At 68.0% G+C, this 21,669-nt stretch carries 18 protein-coding genes, 1 tRNA gene and 1 pseudogene; 14 read left to right on the top strand and 6 right to left on the bottom strand.

Going from position 1 to position 21,669, the window contains the following annotated elements; translation table 11 throughout:
- Positions 1 to 10: 10 nt before the first annotated feature.
- On the bottom strand, positions 11 to 898 hold the full coding sequence (locus tag M2437_RS10710; RefSeq protein WP_253387377.1) for an NAD-dependent epimerase/dehydratase family protein: 888 nt from the start codon (positions 896 to 898) through the stop codon (positions 11 to 13).
- Positions 899 to 1,032: 134 nt separating this feature from the next.
- On the opposite strand from M2437_RS10710, the gene M2437_RS10705 reads away from it, so the two are divergent.
- From M2437_RS10705 to M2437_RS10690, 4 genes are all read left to right on the top strand, one after another.
- Positions 1,033 to 1,965: a LysR family transcriptional regulator gene (locus tag M2437_RS10705; RefSeq protein WP_253387376.1), complete on the top strand. Its 933-nt coding sequence runs from the start codon at positions 1,033 to 1,035 to the stop codon at positions 1,963 to 1,965.
- A 1,153-nt stretch (positions 1,966 to 3,118) separates the two neighbouring features.
- A complete protein-coding gene (locus M2437_RS10700) occupies positions 3,119 to 4,090 on the top strand; it encodes an ArdC family protein (RefSeq protein WP_253387375.1) in 972 nt (323 codons plus the stop codon).
- A gap of 29 nt (positions 4,091 to 4,119) precedes the next feature.
- A complete protein-coding gene (locus tag M2437_RS10695) occupies positions 4,120 to 4,692 on the top strand; it encodes a hypothetical protein (RefSeq protein ID WP_499006696.1) in 573 nt (190 codons plus the stop codon).
- A 541-nt stretch (positions 4,693 to 5,233) separates the two neighbouring features.
- The gene (locus tag M2437_RS10690; protein WP_253387373.1) at positions 5,234 to 6,244 is read left to right on the top strand and encodes a 2-hydroxyacid dehydrogenase; all 1,011 of its coding nucleotides are present in this window, start codon (positions 5,234 to 5,236) and stop codon (positions 6,242 to 6,244) included.
- Between the two features lie 28 nt (positions 6,245 to 6,272).
- On the opposite strand, the gene M2437_RS10685 is transcribed toward M2437_RS10690, so the two are convergent.
- Entirely contained in the window at positions 6,273 to 7,226 is a 954-nt protein-coding gene (locus M2437_RS10685) for a LysR family transcriptional regulator (protein WP_147019698.1), read from the bottom strand.
- Positions 7,227 to 7,400: 174 nt separating this feature from the next.
- Here M2437_RS10685 and M2437_RS10680 point away from each other — a divergent pair, with 174 nt between their 5' ends.
- Positions 7,401 to 7,649: a hypothetical protein gene (locus M2437_RS10680; protein ID WP_253387372.1), complete on the top strand. Its 249-nt coding sequence runs from the start codon at positions 7,401 to 7,403 to the stop codon at positions 7,647 to 7,649.
- 52 nt (positions 7,650 to 7,701) lie between these two features.
- The gene (locus tag M2437_RS10675) at positions 7,702 to 8,454 is read left to right on the top strand and encodes a sulfite exporter TauE/SafE family protein (protein WP_253387371.1); all 753 of its coding nucleotides are present in this window, start codon (positions 7,702 to 7,704) and stop codon (positions 8,452 to 8,454) included.
- Positions 8,455 to 8,523: 69 nt separating this feature from the next.
- Here the strand turns inward: M2437_RS10675 and M2437_RS10670 are convergent, their stop codons facing one another.
- Both M2437_RS10670 and M2437_RS10665 read right to left on the bottom strand, forming a co-directional pair.
- Positions 8,524 to 9,420 carry an AprI/Inh family metalloprotease inhibitor gene (locus tag M2437_RS10670; RefSeq protein WP_253387370.1) on the bottom strand — a complete coding sequence of 299 codons (897 nt, stop codon included), beginning with the start codon at positions 9,418 to 9,420 and terminating at the stop codon, positions 8,524 to 8,526.
- An 11-nt stretch (positions 9,421 to 9,431) separates the two neighbouring features.
- A complete protein-coding gene (locus M2437_RS10665) occupies positions 9,432 to 10,406 on the bottom strand; it encodes a 2-hydroxyacid dehydrogenase (RefSeq protein ID WP_056458436.1) in 975 nt (324 codons plus the stop codon).
- Between the two features lie 274 nt (positions 10,407 to 10,680).
- Between M2437_RS10665 and leuC the strand changes: the two genes are divergently transcribed.
- The 3 genes from leuC (at position 10,681) to M2437_RS10650 (ending at position 12,629) form a co-directional block, all read left to right on the top strand.
- Positions 10,681 to 12,090 carry a 3-isopropylmalate dehydratase large subunit gene (gene leuC, locus M2437_RS10660; RefSeq protein ID WP_015824467.1) on the top strand — a complete coding sequence of 470 codons (1,410 nt, stop codon included), beginning with the start codon at positions 10,681 to 10,683 and terminating at the stop codon, positions 12,088 to 12,090.
- A 149-nt stretch (positions 12,091 to 12,239) separates the two neighbouring features.
- A tRNA-Leu gene (locus tag M2437_RS10655) sits at positions 12,240 to 12,324 on the top strand.
- 86 nt (positions 12,325 to 12,410) lie between these two features.
- Positions 12,411 to 12,629, top strand: coding sequence for a DUF6538 domain-containing protein (locus M2437_RS10650; protein WP_309247826.1), 219 nt, complete (start codon positions 12,411 to 12,413; stop codon positions 12,627 to 12,629).
- A 553-nt stretch (positions 12,630 to 13,182) separates the two neighbouring features.
- On the opposite strand, the gene M2437_RS10645 is transcribed toward M2437_RS10650, so the two are convergent.
- Complete coding sequence (locus M2437_RS10645) at positions 13,183 to 13,788, bottom strand: TetR/AcrR family transcriptional regulator (protein WP_012255456.1); 606 nt, start codon at positions 13,786 to 13,788, stop codon at positions 13,183 to 13,185.
- Positions 13,789 to 13,876: 88 nt separating this feature from the next.
- Here M2437_RS10645 and M2437_RS10640 point away from each other — a divergent pair, with 88 nt between their 5' ends.
- The 5 genes from M2437_RS10640 (at position 13,877) to M2437_RS10620 (ending at position 21,407) form a co-directional block, all read left to right on the top strand.
- Entirely contained in the window at positions 13,877 to 15,142 is a 1,266-nt protein-coding gene (locus M2437_RS10640) for an efflux RND transporter periplasmic adaptor subunit (protein ID WP_253387369.1), read from the top strand.
- A gap of 97 nt (positions 15,143 to 15,239) precedes the next feature.
- The gene (locus M2437_RS10635) at positions 15,240 to 18,434 is read left to right on the top strand and encodes an efflux RND transporter permease subunit (RefSeq protein WP_253387368.1); all 3,195 of its coding nucleotides are present in this window, start codon (positions 15,240 to 15,242) and stop codon (positions 18,432 to 18,434) included.
- Positions 18,435 to 18,653: 219 nt separating this feature from the next.
- Positions 18,654 to 19,609 (top strand): IS630 family transposase gene (locus M2437_RS10630; protein ID WP_253387367.1). Its coding sequence is split into 2 segments (ribosomal slippage): positions 18,654 to 18,990 and positions 18,990 to 19,609, totalling 957 coding nucleotides; the frame shifts between segments, so codons are not numbered across the junction.
- Positions 19,610 to 19,948: 339 nt separating this feature from the next.
- Positions 19,949 to 20,551, top strand: coding sequence for a TetR/AcrR family transcriptional regulator (locus M2437_RS10625; RefSeq protein WP_253387366.1), 603 nt, complete (start codon positions 19,949 to 19,951; stop codon positions 20,549 to 20,551).
- A 172-nt stretch (positions 20,552 to 20,723) separates the two neighbouring features.
- On the top strand, positions 20,724 to 21,407 hold the full coding sequence (locus M2437_RS10620) for a type 1 glutamine amidotransferase domain-containing protein (protein ID WP_253387365.1): 684 nt from the start codon (positions 20,724 to 20,726) through the stop codon (positions 21,405 to 21,407).
- A gap of 19 nt (positions 21,408 to 21,426) precedes the next feature.
- On the opposite strand, the pseudogene M2437_RS10615 reads toward M2437_RS10620, so the two are convergent.
- A pseudogene (locus M2437_RS10615) lies at positions 21,427 to 21,663 on the bottom strand (amidase family protein); the annotation flags it as partial.
- Positions 21,664 to 21,669 lie beyond the last annotated feature (6 nt).

Below are 21,669 nucleotides of genomic sequence, written 5' to 3'. Positions count from 1 at the left end.
GGTCATGCCCTTAGACCTCGTCGGTCCAATGGTGAACGGGCCTGAAGCCCAGGACACGCTTGGCCTTCTCGTTCGAGAGGACGACCTCGTTGCCGGTGAAGGCCTTCCGCCGTTCCGCGTTCGGGAAGTGGCGGTCGAGGAGATCTGCCGTCGGCGTGCGCATCACCGTTTCGTCGTTGGTGATGAGGAACTCGTCCTTGCCGCGGGCCTCGTACCGGATCGCGCACTCGATGGCCTGAGCGGCGTCCCGGTTGTCGATGTAGGTCCACATGTTCCAGACGCGCCGGGTCGGGTCGTCCTGCCAGCCCTCAAACCGGGCGTATTCCTGCGGGTCCATGACGTTGGAAAGCCGCAGGCAGGTGATCCGCATCTCCGGGTCGTTGAGGCAGAATTGCCGGGCCATCTCCTCGCCCAGCACCTTGGTCAGCGCGTAAACGTTGTAGCCGCGCATCGGGTAGTCCTCGTCCACCGGGACGTAGGGGGCGTCGGTCTTGTCGAACGGGACGCCGATGCCGACCTCGCTGGCCGCCCACACCACGTCCTTGATGCCGAGCCGGCGGGCCGCCTCGAAGACGTTGTAGGTCGCCATCATGTTGAGCCGGAACTCGTCGCTGTCCGGCAGCATGCGCGGGTGCGGGATGCTTGCGAGGTGCACGACGACATCGAACGCCTTCGGTTCGGCCCGGGCGTAGGTGTCCTCGCCGGCCGACGACAGCGCGTCGAGCGCCTGGCCGAAGTCGGTCAGGTCCGCGACCATCGCCAAATCGTTCGCATCGGAGGGGGCGTCGCGGTCGATGACGAAGACGTCGTAGCCCTTGTCCTTCAAGTACGGGACCAGGGTCTTGCCGACCTTTCCGTGTCCTCCGGACACGGCGATGCGTTTGCTGCCTTCAGCCATGTATTAACCTCGATTGTCGGTGGATGCCGGCGTTCGGCGCTGTGGACATCTAACCCGGTCTACGTGCGCTGGTGCCATCCTAGAATTCACCGTAGCGTTCAGGTGAACTCAACACCGACTATGGAGCCGCAATCGTGGCTGGACTGACCCGGGGCGACCTGGGCGACCTCAACCTGTTCCGCGTGATCGCCCGGGTCGGCGGCTTTAGGCGCGCCGCCCTCGAACTCGACGTCTCGCCGTCGGCGTTGAGCCACGCCCTGCGAGGACTGGAGACCAGGCTCGGCGTGCGGCTGTTCAACCGGACCAACCGAGCAGTCACCTTGACTGAGGCAGGTGCCGATCTGCTGGCGCGTCTGGAGGCCGGGTTTGGCGCCATCGAGGAAGGTCTGGAGGCCTTGAACCGCTACCGGGGAAAGCCGGCCGGCCGGCTCCGGCTCAACGTGCTGACCGATGCGGCCCGACTGGTACTGGGCCCGGCCCTGTCGGGCTTCCTGGCCGAGTATCCCGAGGTGAAGCTGGAGGTCGTGGTCCAGGACGACTTCGTCGACATCGTCGGGGAGGGGTTCGACGCGGGCATCCGCTTCGGTGGGCGCGTCCCCGAGGAGATGATCGCGGTGCCTATCGGCGGCGACATCCGGTGGGTCATGGTGGCCTCGCCGGGCTACCTCGAAGGTGCCCCACCCCTCGAACACCCCTCCGACCTCGCGGCCCACCGCTGCATCGGCCTCAGGATGGGCACCGGCGCGATCTATCACTGGGAGGTGGAGCGGGGGGCGGAGCATCACGTGGTCGATGTGGCGTGGTCCGTCGTGCTGAGCGAGACGGCGCTCGCGCTGGCGATGGCCGAGACGGACGGCGGGATCGCCTACTGCCAGGAGGGCTTGGTCTCACGGCAACTGGTGGCTGGTACCCTGCGGGAGGTCCTGCCTGATTGGGCCTCGCCCGGCCCGGGCTTCCATGTTTACTACTCAAGCCGCAGGCAGGTCCCTGAAGCCCTCAGGGCGCTGATCGCGTACCTGCGTGAACGCGCTACAGCACAGCCGACAAAGTTCAGCACTGCAACTTGAATGAGGCCGCCACCCTACGATGACGGCCTCAACTCACTTCAAGTTAATTCCAGCGGAACTTTGATGCTTAAAGCGGTAATTTGAGCAAGAGATCAATACTTGATTGGATTGGTTGTGTCACAACCATCGTCATGTCCGCTCCGAAACTTAAAACGGACCTTCAAAATGGTTCTGTCGAATGCCTGCAAAGGGTCAGCAGTTCGCCACCAGCTTGTTCGGCTTCGCGCCATTTGCTGACATCCAACGGGTGCGGCTCGAACAGCCGCTCTCGTCCCCATCCGGACCTTCGACGTCACCACCTCGAATGTCCGCAAGGGGTCAGCAGTTCGCCACCAGCTTGTTCGGCTTCGCGCCATTTGCTGACATCCAACGGGTGCGGCTCGAACAGCCGCTCTCGTCCCCATCCGGACCTTCGACGTCACCACCTCGAATGTCCGCAAGGGGTCAGGTGTTTGCATTCGTGGTAAGTATTTGCCGGATCGAATGCGCCGAACACGACGACTAAATCGATCCTCCGCCTGCACAACGTAGAGCAGAGCTTCTTCCTGCATTAGGGAAAGAGCCACGCTCCCTATGAGCCCCGAGCCTCCACCGCTAGCCATGCGGGATGGGGACCGCCGGGTCGCACGCCGAAGGGCATCGGCCGCAAGCGGCTCCGCGTATGCGGGACCGCAGGATGGAGGGAACGGGTCGCCCCAGACCTCCACGACGACCTAAACGCACCGCGGATCGAGCGAGCGGGTCCGTCGGCGCTGGCCGTCCAAGCTGACGGGAAGCGGTGCGTAAAGGCCGACAGCACAGCCCCGGCCTGCCTGTTACAAGGTTGCACTTCGATCCGCCGGTCGACCGATGGCGTGGCTCCAAGATCCACCTGCCTGGTTCGGTACGAGGCTTTGCCAGCGCCCGGCAAAGCCTTGCCTCCAGCAAGCCGGTCTCCCTCAAACGTTCACCAAGATCCAGAACAGGCAGAGAGGAGAGCACCGCTCCTCAGCCAGCAGCAGGCGGGGCCGCAGTGGCACACCCTGCCGCCTCGCCCCATCAGTGACCTGCGAAGTTGTGTTCTAGAACCGATCGCTCCGGTGAACATCGCTCGCCGCTCCGGGAAACACCGACCGAGCCGCTGACGCAACGGCCACCCGGAGCCTCGTTCTTCATGTCTGCCCACGACCTACACGCTCGCGTCGCCACCGCCATCCTCGCACAGCTTGAGGCCGCGGACCCTGCTTCGTGGACGCCGCCCTGGCACGGCGCCGACCCGCTGCCGCGCAACGCTCGCACCAGTCGGCGTTACCGCGGCATCAACGTACTGGCGCTGTGGTGCGCGGCGCAGACCAATGGCTACGCCGACGCGCGCTGGGCGACCTACCTGCAGTGGTCCGCGCTCGGGGCGCAGGTGCGTAAAGCCGAGCGCGGCACACTGGTGCTGTTCTACAAGGACTTGCCGCGCAGCGACCGCTCCGAGACCGGCGAAGCCGACCCAGCTAACGGGGCTCCCTTCGTCGCTCGCGCCGCGCACGTCTTCAATGCCGCCCAGGTAGATACCGCCCTCTCCACCGCCGGCGCCTGCACCGACCCATCTCTACCGGCTCCACTGCCGGCCTTCGATACCTTCGTTGTGAGCACCGGCGCGGTGATCCGCGAGGGCGGCACCCGCGCCTGCTACGTCCCGGCCACCGATATGATCCACCTGCCGCCCCGCGCCGCCTTCCGCACGCCCACGGGCTACGCCGGCACGCTTGCCCACGAACTCGTTCACTGGACCGGTGCCCCGCACCGCCTCGCCCGCGACCTCAGCAGCCGATTCGGCGCCCGCGCCTACGCCGCCGAGGAGCTGGTTGCCGAACTCGGCGCCGCTTTTGTATTGGCCGACCTCGGGCTCGCGCGCACGCCGCACCCCGACCACGCCGCCTACTGCGCATCCTGGGCGCCGCTGCTGCGCGCCGATCCACGCGCACTCAGCCACGCGGCCGCGCAAAGCTCGCGGGCGGCGGACTATCTCACCGCGTCGCAGCCTGCAGCTCTCAATCAGCCTTCATTCGAGTCGTCCGTCTCTGCCGCAGCGCCGACGGATGCCAGGTCGGCCGACGTAGGGGCGGACGTTGTTCCGCGCCAGGCCACCACATGAGCGCGTTCGTCCCACCCCCCTCGCGCCGTGTGCTGACCACACTGCTTGGCGAAGTCGCCTGGAGCGCCGAGATCGAACCGGGCAATGAGACCACCCCTGTCGAACGCGCCCTGCGTGATCTTCTCGATGCGCTCGCCGCGCACGAAGCCGCGCTCGTCGAGCTCGATCGGCTGGAGGACGCAGTCGTCGCGGCCCACGGTTACCCCCGCGTACCACTGCCGGCGGACCTTGCCAGTCCTGGGCTCGCCTACGCGGCCGACCCCAGGACTATCGAACGCCGTCTCGGTCAAGGTTTGCAAGCTCGCCGCCTGAAAGCCGAACTTCGGCGACGCCAAGCTGTCGTGCGGGAGGCCGCGGCGGCGGCCGGCCTCCCGGCGGCGCGGGCCCGCGAAGCTGTCACCGCTCGCGTTCTTGGGGCCGCGGGCGTCGCGCTGATCATCGCGCCGTGCCAGACCCTGCGGGATCTCCAGCTCAAGCTCGCTGTGGTGATCGCGGCAGGCGAGGCAGGACCGGACGACGCAACCGCGTTCCCGTGGTGGTGCCTCCGCGTGCTCGCCGTTGATATGAGCCCCTCGTCGTGCTGGCTGGAACCGCGAGCGTGAGCGCGAGAGGCAGTGCGAGGACACCGACGGCGAGCGGCATGCGAGCGCACTGGAGAAGGTATGTCAGCGCGCTGCAGCGCGGAGGCGGCGCAACCGATCCCGCTTGTCGCCGCCCCACTCGACTGCTACACATCCTTTGGCGATAGCAAAGCCAAGTGCCTGTATTGTCTAAACTTTTCGTGTGGCGGCTTGACGGGTCCGTATCCAGGTCCCCCAGCCATCGGTTTTCGCCCGCCCGGTCCGTGACCTGGCGGGTTTTTTGTTTCTGGCGTCTCATCCGCGGGCCTGCTCGTCCTGCCGCGCGCTTCGTGTTTCGAGGGTGCACGATGCCCGGCATGGATGATCCGCATGACCGGCGCGGAGCGTGGTTCCGAGGCGGTTCGGTGTCGGTCCTGATCCAGAGCCCGCAAGGCAGCAGGGCAAGGCGGCAGGAGTTATGTGCTGTTTGAGGCAGCGCGCGCCGCGGACATCGGCGATCACCGCGCGCCCGGCATGCAGGATCAACCGCATGGTCGGATCGCAGCGCGCGAGATGAGGTCGCATGGACGTCACGATCTTCAGCACCAAGGCCTACGACCGGCGGTTCCTGGACGGGGCCAACGCGGCGGCGGGCGAACCGCACCGGCTGCGCTATCTCGAAGCCCGGTTGACGCATGAGAGCGCGCCGCTGACGCAGGGAGCGCAGGCCGTGTGCGCTTTCGTCAACGACGTGCTCGACCGGCCCGTTCTGGATGTGCTGGCCGCCTCCGGCACGCGGATGGTGGCCCTGCGCAGCGCCGGCTTCAACAATGTCGATCTTCCCGCCGCCGCGGAACTCGGCATCGCGGTCGGCCGCGTCCCGGCCTACTCGCCGGACGCGGTCGCCGAGCATACGGTGGCCCTGATCCTCGCGCTCAATCGCAAGACCCACCGGGCCTATGCCCGCGTCCGCGAGGGAAATTTCGCACTCGAAGGGCTGCTGGGGTTCGACCTTAAGGGACGCACCGTCGGCATCGTCGGAACCGGCAAGATCGGTCGCGCAGTCGCGCGCATCCTCGCCGGCTTCGGCTGCCGCGTGCTGGCTTATGATCCCGTGCCCTCGGCCGAAATCGCCGGCTTCGGCGCGGAGGCGGTGGGCCTCGACCGGCTTCTGGCCGAGGCGGACATCGTCTCCCTGCACTGCCCGCTGACGCCCGACACGCATCACATGATCGACGGTGCCGCGCTGGCGCGGATGAAGCGCGGCGTGATGCTGATCAATACGGGGCGCGGGGCGCTCGTCGATACCGCGGCGCTGATCGAGGGTTTGAAATCAGGGGTGATCGGCGATCTCGGCCTCGACGTCTACGAGGAGGAAGGCGGCCTCTTCTTCGAGGATCTGTCGAACCAGATCATCCGGGACGACGTCTTCTCGCGCCTGCTGACCTTCCCGAACGTGATCGTGACGGGACATCAGGCCTTCTTCACGGCCGAGGCGCTGGCGGCGATTGCCGCGACCACCATCGAGAACCTGTCCTGCTTCGAGAAGCAGGGTGTTCCGCGGCATCCCGTATCGGTTGAGCGCCTCGCCTGATCGCGACCGGTGATTTCGATCACCGATGTCAGCCAGGGCTCTGCCCAGGACCCGCGAAAGGACTTGTCCTTTCGAAACCCGGACTCTCAGCTGCGCCGAGATGCGCGACCAAGTGCTCGGCGAGTTGGCGGGCGTGCGGGGGAAGCGCTGCGAAGCTGCGGGCACAGAGCCTGAGCTGGCGCACGGTCCAGGGCTCGTCGATCGGAATCGCGCGGATCGCCAGCGTCTCAGCCGCGCGCTGCGCCGCCGCCTCGGGGACGATCGCCACGCCGACGCCCCGCTCGACCATGCGGCAGACCGCATCGAGCCCGTTCAGGCGCACCCGCAGCTTGAACGGGCGGCCGGCGCGGGCGGCGTGGGTCGCGAGATGCGCCTGCAGCGCCCGGCCGTGGCTGAGGCCGACCAGGGGCTCGTCCAGCACCTCCCGGAACGCGACGCCGCTCCGCTGCGCCAGGGCATGGCCCGCCGGCACGGCGAGCACGATCCGGTCGAGAAGGAGCGGCCGGGTTTCGAGCGCACCGAGATCGGTCGTGTCGGCGACGATGCCGAGATCGGCAAGCCCGCCCGCCAGGGCATCGACGGTCTCGCGGCTGGTGCGCTCTTCGAGATCGATGTCGACGCTCGGATGGGACGCAAGGAAGCCGGACAGCGCATCGGGCAGGAAGGCGGCGACCGCCGCGGTGATCGACAGGAGCCTCACATGACCGCGCAGGCCCCTCGCGTACTGGCCGAGTTCGCCGCGCATCTGTTCGAGCTGGCCGAGCACGAGCCGGGCGTGATGCACCACGGCGAGGCCCGCCGGCGTCGGGCGCACCCCGCGGGCATGGCGCTCCAGCAGCGGCACGCCGCCATCCGCCTCCATGCCGCGGATGCGCTCGCTCGCCGAGGCGAGCGCCAGCCCGGCCCGCTCGGCGCCACGGGTGATGCTCTCTGCCTCGACGACATGGAGGAACAGGCGCAGGTCGGTCAGATCGAAGCGCATGGAGCATCGTCGCGAAAGGTGGCCGTCAGCTGTTCGGAAGAAGACGATGCAGGGACGAAAAGCCAGGGCCTCGTCGGCAAGGCCGCATCCCGCGGCATGGCCTTCGGCTCAGCCGAAGGCTGACACGGGCCACTTCCGCATTGTCGCACGCCGTCGCGCTGCGAAACTCAAGCTATGCCACGCGACGCACAAACAACGATCCGCTCGGGCGACGCCCGGCTCGAAACGGCGGCCCTTCTGCTCGCGGGGTTCACCGCGCTGATTGCCATCGCCCGCTCCGACGCCGGTCCGCGCGCCTGCACCGGCGCGCCGCCGGTCGCGGTCGCCCGGCCCGTGCCCGCCGCCGCGCCGCTCGCCACGAAGGAGGCCGAGGCGGAAGCCGCGCGGCAGGCGATCCTGCGCGACATGCGGCTCCACGACTGACCCTGACCGACCCCTACTGACCCTTTGCCCCCTCCCCCGATCAGAACTGCTCATGACGTTTTCCATGGACCCCCTTCCCCTCGCCGTGGCGGCGTCGGCCTTCCTCCTTGCGGGCTTCGTCAAGGGTATGGTCGGGCTCGGCCTGCCGCCCGTCGCCATGGGCCTGCTCAGTCTCGTCATGGCGCCGGTCCAGGCCGCGGCCCTGCTCGTGGTGCCCGCCTTCGTCACCAATGTCTGGCAGCTCGCCGCGGGCCCGCGCTTCGGCACGCTGCTGCGCCGGCTCTGGCCGATGCTGGCGGCGAGCGTCGTCGGCACCCTGGTTGCGGCGGGGATCCTTCATGGGAATTACGGCGCGGAGGCCACGGTCTTCCTCGGCCTCGCTTTGATCGCCTACGCCGTGATCGGCCTTGCCGCCCTGCGGCTCCATGTTCCACCGGGCATGGAACGCTGGCTCGGGCCGCTCATCGGCGCGGCGACGGGGCTGGTGACGGCGGCCACCGCCGTGTCCTCGTTCCCCTCCGCGCCCTATCTCGGGGCGCTGGGCCTGACCAAGGACGACCTGATCCAGGCGCTGGGGCTCTCCTTCACCGTCTCCACCGTCGCGCTCGCCATCGCCCTGACCAGTGGCGGCGCCCTCTCGCTCAGCGTCGCGGGCACCTCCCTCATCGCGCTCGTGCCGGCCCTGCTCGGCATGGCGCTCGGCGGCTGGGTGCGGGGGCGCGTCAGCGAGCGCGTGTTCCGCCGCTGCTTCTTCGTCGGCCTGTTGGGCCTCGGGCTCCATCTCGTCCTGCGGCCGCTGTTCTGAAGCGTCGTCCCGAACGGTGGTGGCCGGCTTTCGGGAAAAGACGAGGCGGAAAGCTCAGCGCGCCGCGCCCTACGGCTCGACCTTCCGTAGCACGAGGGGCACGCCGATCTCGGGGTCGCGGCGCCAGCGCCCCTCCCCGATCGCCACGAGGCTCACCGCGTGGCCGCGACGCGCCTTCAGCGTCAGATGGCCGTTGGCGAAGCGCCAGCTCACCGGATCGAACACCGTGATCCCACTGTCGCGGCAATCCGCCAGCACCCGCACGGGGGCGGTGTCCTTCCCGGCTTCGGGGGGCAGCGCAAATTCGAGGCGGCAGACATCCTTCTGCTCGGCGCGGTCGAGGGCGTAGAGGCCCGGAGCCGGGCCCTCCGCCGGCTTCTCCGGCACGACGGCCGAGGCGGGGGCGTCGCTCTCCACCGCATTCGCCGCGGGCGTGACGGTGGCCGCACCGGGGGCGGCGGGCGGCAGCATCGCCGCGATCTGCAGCGGCACGAGGTTGTAGCGCTCGCCGTTCTCGGCGGAGGCCCCGAGGCTCATCCCGTCCGGGTTCTTGGCGAAGGCCAGCACCGGCCGCAGGTTCCGGTCCACGAGGCGCAGGCCCTCCCCCGTGAACAGCCAGCCGCCGATCCCGGCCATGAGCGGCAGGGCCCGGCGGCAGCCGGCGGGAAAGCGCGCCGCGCGCCCGCTCGGGCCGGTCTCCATGGCGAGGGTCAGCACGCAGCGCCGCCGTCCGCCCTCCAGGGACAGATCCCAGGTGCCCGCCGCGCCTGCCAGGGTCTCGGGCAGAGTCGCGAGCCCGGCCGGCGCGCCGCCTCCGCCCTCGGCCGGCATGACCGCGGGCGCGGGCTCCGCAGCGGGTGGGCTCTCCTGCGCCCGGGCCGCGCTCGGCGGCAGGGCCACCAGGGCGGCGGCCAACGCTCCGGCCAAAGCGCCTGCCCAAGCGCGTGACCATGCCATGCGCGTCATCGTCGGGCCCCTCATCGCTGGCCCGTCCAGGGCGTTTCCGGCACCGGCGTCACCGGCCCCTTGCCGTCGAACCACGAAAACAGATTGTCGGTGAGCAACCGGCCCATCGCCGCACGGGTGTGGTGCGAGCCCGAGCCGACATGCGGCAGCAGCACGGTTCGATCGAGATCAATCAGCGCCTGCGGCACCTGCGGCTCGTTCGCGAACACGTCGAGCCCCGCCCCGAGGATCGTCCCCGCTTGCAACGCGGCGATCAGCGCCGCCTCGTCGATGACGCTGCCGCGGGCGATGTTGACGACGATGCCGTCAGGCCCGAGCGCCGCAAGCACCCCGGCATCCACGATCCCGTTCGTGCCCGGTCCGCCGGGTGCGGCCACGATCAGCGTATCGACCGCCTGCGCCAGCCCGAGCAGGCTGTCGTGGTAGGTGTAGGCGACGTCGGCCTGCGGCGTGCGCCCGTGATAGGCGATTGTCACGCCGAACCCCTCGAGCCGCTGGGCGATCGCCCGCCCGATCCGGCCGAGCCCGAGGATGCCGACCCGCCGCTCCCGCAGGCTCGTGGTGAGCGGGAAGCTGCCCTCCCGCCAGCGCCCGGCGCGCAGGTAGCGGTCGGCCTGCGGGATCTGGCGGAGGGTGGCGAGCAGGAGGCCCAGCGCGAGGTCGGCCACCTCGTCGGAGAGCACGTCCGGCGTGTGGGTGACGACGATGCCGCGGCGATGCGCCTCGCCCGCATCGATCGTGTCGTAGCCGACGCCGAAGCTCGCCACGATTTCGAGCTGCGGCAGCCGGTCGAACAGCCTCGCATCGATCGGGCACATCGCGCCGACCGCGAGCCCGCGGATGCGCGGTCCCACGGCGTCGAGGAACGCCTCGCGGTTGGGCGCCTCCTCCAGGCGGTGCAGGCGGAAGCGCTCGGCGAGCCGCCCGGCCACGTCGGGGCGGGTCTGCCGGATCAGGAGGATGTCGGGCGTCTCGGCTGGTGGCACCGGCTCACGGCCTCCCAGAGGTCGGCAAGGAAGAGGTCAACAAAGGATAGGCCGGGAGTATCGCTGCGCCGCGCGCCGGTCCAGCCGGTGGGGCGAGCGGGCTGCAAAAGTGTCATGCGCGCCGCATGTGCGCGGCCGCCCTTCCGAAATCGCCCGAGGAGCATTACACAAGAGGTCTTCCGGATACTCCCCACGATCCGGCCGCATGGTTTCCCGCGGCCCGGTCGAGGCGTTTTCCGCGATGGAGCCTTCAACCCGTCAGAATAGCTGCATCATGACCGCGCCGCGCACCCTCTACGACAAGATCTGGGACGACCACGTCGTCGATGTCGAGCCGGATGGCTCCGCCCTCCTCTACATCGACCGCCACCTGGTGCACGAGGTGACGAGCCCCCAGGCGTTCGAGGGGCTTCGCGTGGCCGGCCGTACGGTGCGCGCGCCGCACAAGACGCTGGCCGTCGTCGATCACAACGTCCAGACCTCGGACCGCTCCAAGGGCATCGAGGATCCCGAGAGCCGCACCCAGCTCGAAGCGCTCGCCGAGAACGTGCGCGACTTCGGCATCGAGTTCTACGATGCCCTCGACCAGCGTCAGGGCATCGTCCACATTATCGGGCCGGAGCAGGGCTTCACCCTGCCGGGTCAGACGATCGTGTGCGGCGATTCCCACACCTCGACCCACGGCGCCTTCGGCGCGCTGGCCCACGGCATCGGCACGTCGGAGGTCGAGCACGTGCTCGCCACGCAGACGCTGATCCAGCGCAAGGCCAAGAACATGCGGGTGACGGTCGACGGCACCCTGCCGCGGGGCGTCAGCGCCAAGGACATCGTGCTCGCCATCATTGGCGAGATCGGCACCGCCGGCGGCACCGGCCACGTCATCGAGTATGCCGGCGAGGCAATCCGCGCCCTCTCGATGGAGGGCCGGATGACGATCTGCAACATGTCGATCGAGGGCGGTGCCCGCGCCGGCATGGTCGCGCCTGACGAGACCACCTACGCCTACGTCAACGGCCGCCCGAAGGCGCCGAAGGGCGCGGCGTTCGACGCGGCCCGCCGCTACTGGGAGAGCCTGGCCACGGACGAGGGCGCGCATTTCGACCGCGAGATCCGTCTCGACGCCGCCAACCTCCCCCCGCTGGTCTCCTGGGGCACGAGCCCTGAGGACATCGTCTCGATCCTCGGCACGGTGCCCGACCCGGCCCAGATCGCGGACGAGAACAAGCGCCAGTCCAAGGAGAAGGCGCTGGCTTATATGGGCCTGACGCCGGGCACGCGGATGACCGACGTCACCCTCGACCGGGTGTTCATCGGCTCCTGCACCAATGGCCGCATCGAGGACCTGCGGATCGTCGCCAAGATGGTCGAGGGCCGCAAGGTGCATGACAGCGTCTCGGCGATGGTGGTGCCGGGCTCCGGCCTCGTGAAGGCGCAGGCGGAAGCCGAGGGGATCGACCGCATCCTGAAGGATGCCGGCTTCGACTGGCGCGAGCCTGGCTGCTCGATGTGCCTCGGCATGAACCCGGACAAGCTGCGGCCGGGCGAGCGCTGCGCCTCGACCTCCAACCGCAACTTCGAGGGCCGCCAGGGCCCGCGCGGCCGCACCCACCTCGTCTCCCCGGCGATGGCGGCGGCGGCGGCGGTGGCCGGCCGCTTCGTCGACATCCGCGAGTGGCGCGGCTGAGCGTTGCTCCGGCGCGGCAGGTTTGTGTTGCCTCCGCGCCGCGAGAAAAGCCCGCTTCGGGATTTTTGACCGGCGGCGGCGAAACAGCGATTGACGCCTTCGCCGCCGCCCCCTAAACGAACCCCATCGCCGACCGGCAACGGTCCGGCGCCCAGGTGGCGGAATTGGTAGACGCGCTGGTTTCAGGTACCAGTCTTGCAAGAGGTGAAGGTTCGAGTCCTTTCCTGGGCACCATCAGCTGGCTAAGCCGCTGAGCCGCAAAAGCAATCAGTCAAAACAGAGACTAAGGACTGCCCGGGTGATACAAACGGGTGGTACGCATGTCGTTGATGACGACGCGTCCCTGGAAGCATCCCAAAACCGGCATCTACTATCTGCGGCGGGCCGTGCCAGCCGACCTTCTCGCGTGCATCGGCAAGCGCGAAGAGAAGATCAGTCTTGGCCGAAGGATCCGGTTCGCGCCAAGAGCCTCCATGCCCGTGCCCTCCTTGAGCTGGACGAGCGGTGGACGAACCTCCGCGCAGGCCCAAAGCTGCTGAACGAGCGCGAGGCACACGAGATGGCCGCCCCGCTCTACGCATGGTGGATCGACTAGTATCGTGATGAGCCGAGTCAGCAGGCCTTCTGGCGAATTGATCTCGGCGAGCCGCTCTGGCCGCGCCGCCCGCCTGGCTGGTCGCTTCAACCGAACCTGAATGCCACGCTCATCAACGAGGCGGCAGATCCAGCGGTCGGTGCTCGGCGAGACATGGAGGAGTGGTGCACCGACCAAGCTGATGCCCTGCTGAAGCACCGCGGCATTGTTGTCGATAAGTCGGACCGTCGGAAACTCGCCTGACTCTCGCGGCGGTGATGTAGCGGGCAAGTCTCGCCCGCAAGGCCGCGGCGCAGGGCAAATCCCTCGACGTCGGCCAACACCCTACTGCGCCTCACACCTTTCCGTCGTCGGCGATGGTTGCTCAGCCCTACGGCACAGCGCCGACCATGTTACCGCCGGAAAAGCTCAGTGCCCTGGTCGAGGCTTGGTGGCTCAAGGCCGAACGGACCAACAAGTCGGTTTCGACCCACGCGGCGTACGCTCACGCCTTCCGCTTATTGATCGCCTTTCTCGGGACCCGGGAAGGCGCTGAGCGAGACACGCGCGACCTCCCGTAAGGCGCCCCGATCGGCTCCGGACGACGCGAGGACGCCCATGCCGGAGGCAACCGTCGAGAGAAACCGCGCCAGTGCCGCGGGATCGGCGGTCTCGGCAAGGTCGCCGTCCCGCTGAGCCTGAACGAAACGCTCGCGCAGTTCCGTCTCGGACAGCGCGCGCCGAGATGCCAACTCGAACGGGATGTTTTCCGAGCCTTCGCCGCAGGCGAGCCCGCCCTGGACCAGCAGGCAGCCGGGCGGGTTGGCCGGATCGGTATGGCTCTCCACGATGCTGAACAGGAAGCGCTCGGCCACGTCGCGCGCGGTGGGGCCCGCAAGCACGTAGCGCATGTGCTCGGACCGGCGCTGGGCATAGCGGTCGAGGGCCGCCTTGAGCAGACCCTCCTTGCTGCCAAAGGCCGCGTAGAGGCTCGGCGGCTTGATACCCATCGCCTTGGTCAGCATCGCGAGGCTCGCGCCGTCGTAGCCATGGCGCCAGAACACCTCCATCGCATCATCAAGGGCCTTGTCCGTGTCGAACGACCGGGGCCGCCCCATCACCATTGTCCGCAAGCTCCAACTTTTGTATCGAGTGGTAGATAAGTCTCTTGACGCGCCGCGTCCATGCCGACATGTGTATCACACGATACAGATGTCGGAGCCGGCCGTGCACCCCCATCGCGACACGTCCCTAGGCCATTTTCTCTTCCGGCGCAGCGCCGGGGTCGGCCTCGCTCTCGCCTTGCTGGCGGGTGCTTCCTATCAGTTCGTCTCGGCACCGCTCTTCAAGGGGGATGCGGCGGTCGCTGCAACGCCGCAAGCCGAGCAGGCCGCACCGGCTTCAGTCGCCACCGTCGAGCCGCGGGACGTCGTCCTCTGGGACGCGTTTTCGGGCCGGCTCGAAGCCGTCGACCGAATCGACGTGCGGGCCCGCGTCGGCGGCGCGATCCAGTCCACGCACTTCGTGGAAGGCGAGCTTGTCGAGGCCGGCGATCTCCTCGTGACCATCGATCCGGCGCCCTACGCGGCGGAGGTCCAGCGTCTGGAGGCCCAGGTGGCCGGCGCCGAGGCGCGCGTCGCCCTGACGTCGAGCGATCTAGAGCGCGGGCGCAGACTCTCCGACCAGCAGATCGTCACGGCGCGCGACCTCGACGTGCGCGCCAACGCCTTCAAGGAAGCGAAGGCGAGCCTCGACGCGGCGAAGGCGGCGCTGGAGGCGGCGCGCCTGAACCTGAGCTATACCCAGGTGCGGGCCGCGGTGGGCGGACGCGTCGGACGCCGGGAGATCACGCCGGGCAACCTCGTGGCGACGGGAGCGGGGGCCGCGGTGCTCACCACCCTCGTCTCGGTCGATCCGGTCTACGCGAGCTTTGACGCGGACGAGACCGTTGTTGTGAAGGCCCTGGCCTCGATCGCCGGCCCCGCGGGCGGGCGCGGCAGGCTCGACCGCATCCCCGTCGAGATGGTGACGGCGGATGGGGTTCGCGCCCGCGGGCATCTGCAGTTCATCGATAACAAGGTCGATGCCCGCAGCGGCACGGTTCGGGTGCGCGCCACCTTCGCCAACGGCGACGGCCACCTCATTCCCGGTCAGTTCGCGCGGATGCGGCTCGGTCAGGCCACGCCCGAGCGCTTGCTCCTCGTCGATGAACGGGCCGTCGGCACCGATCAGGACAAGAAGTTCGTGCTCGTGGTCGGAGCAGACGACCGCGCCGAGTTCCGCGCCGTCACCCTCGGCCGGGCGGTCGAGGGCCTGCGCGTCGTGACCGCGGGCCTCTCCGGCGGCGAGCGCATCGTCGTCAACGGATTGCAGCGCATCCGCCCCGGTACGCTCCTGCGCCCTGAGCCGGTGGCGATGGGCGTGCGTGCGCCCGGTGCCGCCGGAGCGCGCGAGCTCGCCAGCGCCGAGGCCCCGTAGCTTCCAGCCCCTTCGACCATTCCCGACCCGACGCGCGACCGCCCTCTCGGCGGCCGCCTGACGCCTTGCGCCTGATGCCCGGCCCCGGAGGGCGAACATGAACCTGTCCAAGTTCTTCATCGACCGCCCGATCTTCGCGGGCGTGCTCTCGGTGCTCATCTTCATCGGCGGCCTCATCTCGCTCTTCGCGATGCCGATCTCCGAGTATCCGGACGTTGTGCCGCCCTCGGTGGTGGTGCGGGCGACCTTCCCGGGCGCCAACCCCAAGGTCATCGTCGAGACGGTGGCGACACCGATCGAGGAGCAGATCAACGGTGTCGAGGGCATGCTCTACATGTCGAGCCAAGCGACGACGGACGGCGTCATGACCCTGACCGTCACATTCCGTCTCGGCACCGATCCGGACAAGGCGCAGCAGCTCGTTCAGAATCGTGTCTCGCAGGCCGAACCGCGCCTGCCGGCCATCGTGCGCCAGCTCGGCATCGTCACGGTGAAGTCCTCGCCCGACCTGACCATGGTCGTCCACCTCGTCTCGCCCAACGGGCGCTACGACATGACCTATCTGCGCAACTATGCCGTGCTGAACATCAAGGACCGCCTCGCCCGTATCGACGGCGTGGGACAGGTGCAGCTGTTCGGCTCCGGCGACTACGCGATGCGGATCTGGCTCGATCCTCAGAAGGTGGCCGAGCACGGCCTGTCGGCGGGCGACGTGGTGCGGGAGATTCAGGCGCAGAACGTGGAGGCGGCAGCGGGCGTCATTGGCGCTTCACCGGCCGTTCCCGGCCTCGACCTGCAGCTCTCGCTCAACGCGGAAGGGCGCCTCACCAGCGAGGAGCAGTTCGGTGACATCGTCGTGAAGACCGGGGAGAACGGCGAGATCACGCGGCTTCGCGACATCGCCCGGATCGAACTCGGCGCCTCGGACTATGCGCTCCGCTCGCTCCTCGACAACAAGTCGGCGGTGGCGATTCCGATCTCTCAGTCGCCGGGATCGAATGCGATCCAGATCTCGGACGAGGTCCGCCGGACCATGACCGAGATCAAGAAGAATATGCCGGAAGGCGTCGACTACCAGATCGTCTACGATCCGACGCAGTTCGTGCGCGCCTCGATCGAGGCCGTCATTCACACGCTGCTGGAGGCGATCGCCCTCGTCGTTCTCGTGGTGATCCTGTTCCTGCAGACGTGGCGGGCCTCGATCATCCCGCTCTTGGCGGTGCCGGTCTCCATCATCGGCACCTTCGCGGTGATGCATGCCTTCGGCTTCTCGATCAACGCGCTGAGCCTGTTCGGCCTCGTGCTCGCCATCGGCATCGTCGTCGACGACGCCATCGTCGTGGTGGAGAATGTCGAGCGCAACATCGAGGCGGGGCTGTCGCCGCGGGACGCCAGCTACCAAGCGATGCGCGAGGTCTCGGGGCCGATCATCGCCATCGCGCTGGTGCTCGTCGCGGTGTTCGTGCCGCTCGCCTTCATCAGCGGCCTGACGGGCCAGTTCTACAAGCAGTTCGCCCTGACCATCGCGATCTCGACCGTCATCTCGGCAATCAACTCGCTGACCCTGTCGCCAGCCCTCTCGGCGCTCCTACTCCGAGACCATCACGCCCCGAAGGACCGGCTGACCCGCGCGCTCGACACCCTGCTCGGCTGGTTCTTCCGCCGGTTCAACCGCGCCTTCGGGCAGGCCTCCGACGGCTACGGACGCGGCGTCGCCTCCGTCGTGTCGCGAAAAGGCGCGATGATGGTCCTCTACCTCGTGCTCGTCGGCGTGACCGTGGTGCTGTTCCGCCAGATCCCCGGCGGTTTCGTGCCGGGTCAGGACAAGCAGTACCTCGTCGGCTTCGCGCAGCTGCCCGACGGCGCCACCCTCGACCGGACCGAGGAGGTGATCCGCACGATGAGCGAGATCGCCTTGAAGGAGCCGGGCGTCGAGAGTGCCGTCGCCTTCCCAGGGCTCTCGATCAACGGCTTCACCAACAGCTCGAACTCGGGAATCGTATTCTCGACGCTCAAGCCCTTCGCGGAGCGCAAGGATCCCGCGCTGAGCGGGGCCGCCATCGCGCAGTCCTTGAATAAGAAGTTCGCCGCGATCCCGGAAGCTTTCATCGCGATGTTCCCGCCCCCGCCCGTCAATGGCTTGGGCACCATCGGCGGCTTCAAGCTGCAGATCGAGGACCGCGCCGGCCTCGGCTATGAGGCGCTGAACGAAGCGACCAAGGCGTTCATGGCGAAAGCCGCACAGGCGCCCGAACTCACCGGCCTGTTCTCCAGCTTTCAGATGAACGTGCCGCAACTCTTCGCCGATATCGACCGGACCAAGGCGCGCCAGCTCCGTATCCCGGTCACCGACGTGTTCGACACGCTGCAGATCTATCTGGGTTCCTTCTACGTCAACGACTTCAACCGGTTCGGCCGCACCTACTCGGTGCGCGTCCAGGCCGACGCGCCGTTCCGCGCTCGTCAGGACGATGTCGGGCTGCTGAAGGTCCGCGCCGGATCGGGCGAGATGGTGCCGCTCTCGGCCTTGCTGCGTGTCCGCCAGACCGCGGGACCGGAGCGGGCCATGCGCTACAACGGCTTTCTCTCCGCCGATATCAACGCGGGGGCCGCCCCCGGCTTTTCGTCGGGCCAAGCGCAAGCGGCGGCGGCGCGCATCGCCGCCGAGACGCTGCCGCGCGGCTTCGCCTTCGAATGGACCGACCTCACCTACCAGGAATTCATCGCCGGCAATTCCGGGATCTGGGTCTTCCCGCTGGCGCTGCTGCTCGTCTTCCTCGTGCTGGCGGCGCAGTACGAGAGCCTCGCCCTGCCGCTCGCCATCCTGCTGATCGTGCCGATGGGATTGCTCGCGGCCATGTTCGGGGTCTGGCTATCGGCGGGCGACAACAACGTCTTCACGCAGATCGGACTGATCGTCCTGGTCGGACTCTCGGCCAAGAACGCGATCCTGATCGTGGAATTCGCCCGCGAGCTTGAGTTCGCCGGCCGCAGCCCGATCCAAGCGGCGATCGAGGCGAGCCGCCTGCGCCTGCGCCCGATCCTGATGACCTCGATGGCCTTCATCATGGGCGTCCTGCCGCTCGTGATGGCGACCGGGGCCGGAGCGGAGATGCGCAGCGCCATGGGCGTCGCCGTGTTCTCCGGCATGATCGGCGTGACCGCTTTCGGCCTGTTCCTGACGCCGGTCTTCTACGTCCTGCTGCGCAGCCTCTCCGGCAACGCGCGGCTCAAGCAGCACGCTGCAAGCGGGCCGATGACCGGCCAAGACGGCATCGGGCACGCTGCGTAGCGGCTTCGACCTCCTCGTTCGAGCGATCGAGCTCGGCGGTCGACGCCGCTGTGAATGGCCCTTCGAGGGCGTCGCCCGAGTAGGCTGTATGGCGCCAGTGACTACGAAGCCGGAGGTCGACTTTCCAAAGCTAGAGCTGTTGCCGACCGCTGTGAGTCGGTTGGGGTTCCCTGACGAGGCGAGATCTGATTCCCTTTGGTCCTCTCGACAGGAGGATCGATGGGGTCACCGTTGTCATCGGATCTGCGCGAGCGCGTCGTGAAGGCCGTGTCCGAGGGCGCCTCGCGCCGTCAGGCCGCCGAGCGGTTCGGGGTCAGTCCCGCCAGTGCTATCCGCTGGCAGGAGAGCTTCGAGCGGGAAGGCCGGGTGGCGGCCAAGCCGCAGGGTGGCGACCGACGCTCGCAGCACCTCGAAGCGCAAGCCGAACTGATCCTCAAACTGCGCTTGGATCGACCGATGCTCACCCTATCGGAGGTGCGCGCCCTGCTGGCCGAACGCGGGATCGCCACCAGCGAGAGCGGCCTGTCGCGCTTCTTCCAGCGCCACGCCGTCACGCACAAAAAAACACGCTTCACGCCGCCGAGCAGCAGCGACCGGACGTGAAAGCCGAGCGCGAGGACTGGTTCGGGGCTCAGGACGAACTCGACCCGGACAGGCTCGTCTTCCTCGATGAGACGGCGACCACCACCAACATGGTCCGCCGCTACGGCTGGGCCGTGCGCGGTCAGCGCTGCCGTGTCGCTGTCCCGCACGGCCATTGGAAGACCACCACCGTCACCGCGGCCCTGCGCACCAGCGGGGTGGCGGCCACGGTCCTGTTCGACGGAGCCACCAACGGCCAGCGCTTCCGGGCCTACGTCACCGACACCCTGGTGCCCGTGCTGAAGCGGGGTGACACGGTGATCATGGACAACCTCGCCGCTCACAAGGTGGCCGGCGTGCGCGAAGCCATCCAGGCGGCGGGCGCCAAGTTGCTCTATCTTCCGCCCTACTCGCCGGACCTCAACCCGATCGAACAGATCTTCGCCAAGCTCAAAGCCGACCTGCGCAAAGCCGCCGCGCGGACGCTTCCCGATCTGAAAGCGGCAATCCGATCCGCCCTCGACAGCCTTACACCAAAGGCCTGCCGCAACTGCCTGACAGCGGCAGGATACGACGCATACGATCCAACCTGATCGGCAACAGCTCTAGTCCAAGGATCTCTACTGGCGCACCGTCGAACTATTGGCGTGCGAACTCCTGACCCTCGTGGACATTCAAGACGCTGCCGCCGAAGGCTCGGATGGGCCGGAAACCGGACCTTAGCCTTTCGCCTGGAACTAGACGTTCCGCTTTCGACCGGATTGGGTCGAAGCAGGCGACGCGCCCACTTCCTGAAAGCGGACACCAGCGATAAGATATTCCGCGGTGACGTCCGCAGGCTGCGAAAACGGTTCGGCGAACTTCCGTGGTCCCTCCGACAAAAATGCAAAACGCCTCTAGACGACCGGTCTAATTCGATCTATCTCATCGTCATGGCACGCCTCGCTGCACAGACCGACACCCGACAGGAAATCCTCGATTCAGCCTACGGCCTGGTCGGCGCGAAGGGTTTCTCTGGCGTCGGGCTCAGCGAGATCCTAACCTCGGCTGGTGTACCAAAGGGGTCATTCTACCACTACTTCGGCTCCAAGGAGGCTTTCGGCGAGGCCCTCTTGGCGGACTACTTCGAGAGCTATCTCGCAGATCTCGACACGACACTCGCCGAGCCTGGGCTGAGCCATGCCGAGCGCCTGATGAACTACTGGCGCAAATGGCAGGCCACGCAAGGGAGCATCGACGACCAGCGCAAATGCCTTGCGGTGAAGCTTGCGGCGGAAGTCTCGGATTTATCCGAGCCTATGCGGCTCGCCCTTAAGAGCGGCACCGCCGCGATCATAGAACGGCTGGCGCGATCCATCGCGGCGGGCGTGGCGGAGGACTCGCTCACGGTCGAGAGCGAGCCACATACGACTGCCGAGAATCTGTATCACGTCTGGCTCGGTGCGAGCTTAATGGCCAAGATCGTCCGGACCGACGCCCCATTCGAGGCTGCCATTGGGACAACCCGGCGCATTCTCGGCCTCACGGCACACTGATCCACCGCGGTCCAACGTTGCCAAAAACCCAACTTATCACGGACAGCTTCAAGACGACCGGTCTACTGTCAACGGGAGCCGAGTTTCCAGAGTCGGCGCGAGCGTGGCCCAGGCGAACGGCTCGAAAATCAAGACTGTCCTCTCACCCAAGCGAAAAACCCGGAGAGCAATGATGAAGATCCTGATGGTGCTGACCTCGCACGACCGACTCGGCGACACCGGCCGGAAGACCGGCTTCTGGCTCGAGGAACTCGCGGCCCCCTATTACGTGTTCAAGGATGCAGGTGCGGAGGTGGTTCTGGTGTCACCGGAGGGTGGCCGCCCGCCGCTCGATCCGAAGAGTGCCGAGCCGAGCTTCCAGACTGACACGACGCGCCGCTTCGAAGCCGACGCTGCGGCTATGGCGGTGCTGGCCGAGACGGGCCGGCTCGATGCCGTCGGGCACGAGGGCTTCGACGCCGTCTTCTATCCCGGCGGGCACGGCCCCCTCTGGGACCTCGCCGAGGACCGGGCTTCGATCAGGCTGATCGAGACGACGCTCGGCGCCGGCAAGCCCCTTGCCCTGGTTTGTCACGCCCCCGGCGTCCTCCGCCATGCCAAGGCTCCGAACGGGAAGCCCCTTGTCGAAGGCCGGAAGGTCACCGGCTTCACCAACACCGAGGAGGAGGCCGTGGGCCTGACCGAGGTGGTTCCCTTCCTGGTCGAGGATGAGCTGAAGCGAAACGGAGGCCTCTACGCCAAGGGTGCCGATTGGGAGCCCTTCGTCGTGACGGACGGCCTGCTCATCACCGGCCAGAACCCGGCCTCCTCCGGTCCCGCCGCCGAGCGTCTCGTCGCCCACCTCGCGAACCGCTGAGGACGCAGGCGCCCCCCGGGATCGGGCCGACGTGCCAGAAGCGGCGGGGCGCCCGCGGCCAGATGCCGGTCATTGGCACACGCCTATGGGTGGCCTTCAGTGAGACGATGCCAGTCTGTGCGGCCGGACCGCGCACAGAGATGGCGAGGTCGGTGCCGAGGCCCAGCGGCGACATGCCCGCCGCGATGCCCGCCGCGATGCCCGCCGCGATGGCCGCCGACTCACCGCCGCTCGATCCGCCCGGCGTGCGGGTAAGGTGCGA

The sequence above is a fragment of the Methylorubrum pseudosasae genome (genome assembly GCF_029504475.1).
In the GTDB taxonomy this organism is placed as follows: Bacteria; Pseudomonadota; Alphaproteobacteria; order Rhizobiales; family Beijerinckiaceae; genus Methylobacterium; species Methylobacterium extorquens.
This window is presented reverse-complemented; position numbering and strand designations above follow the sequence as displayed.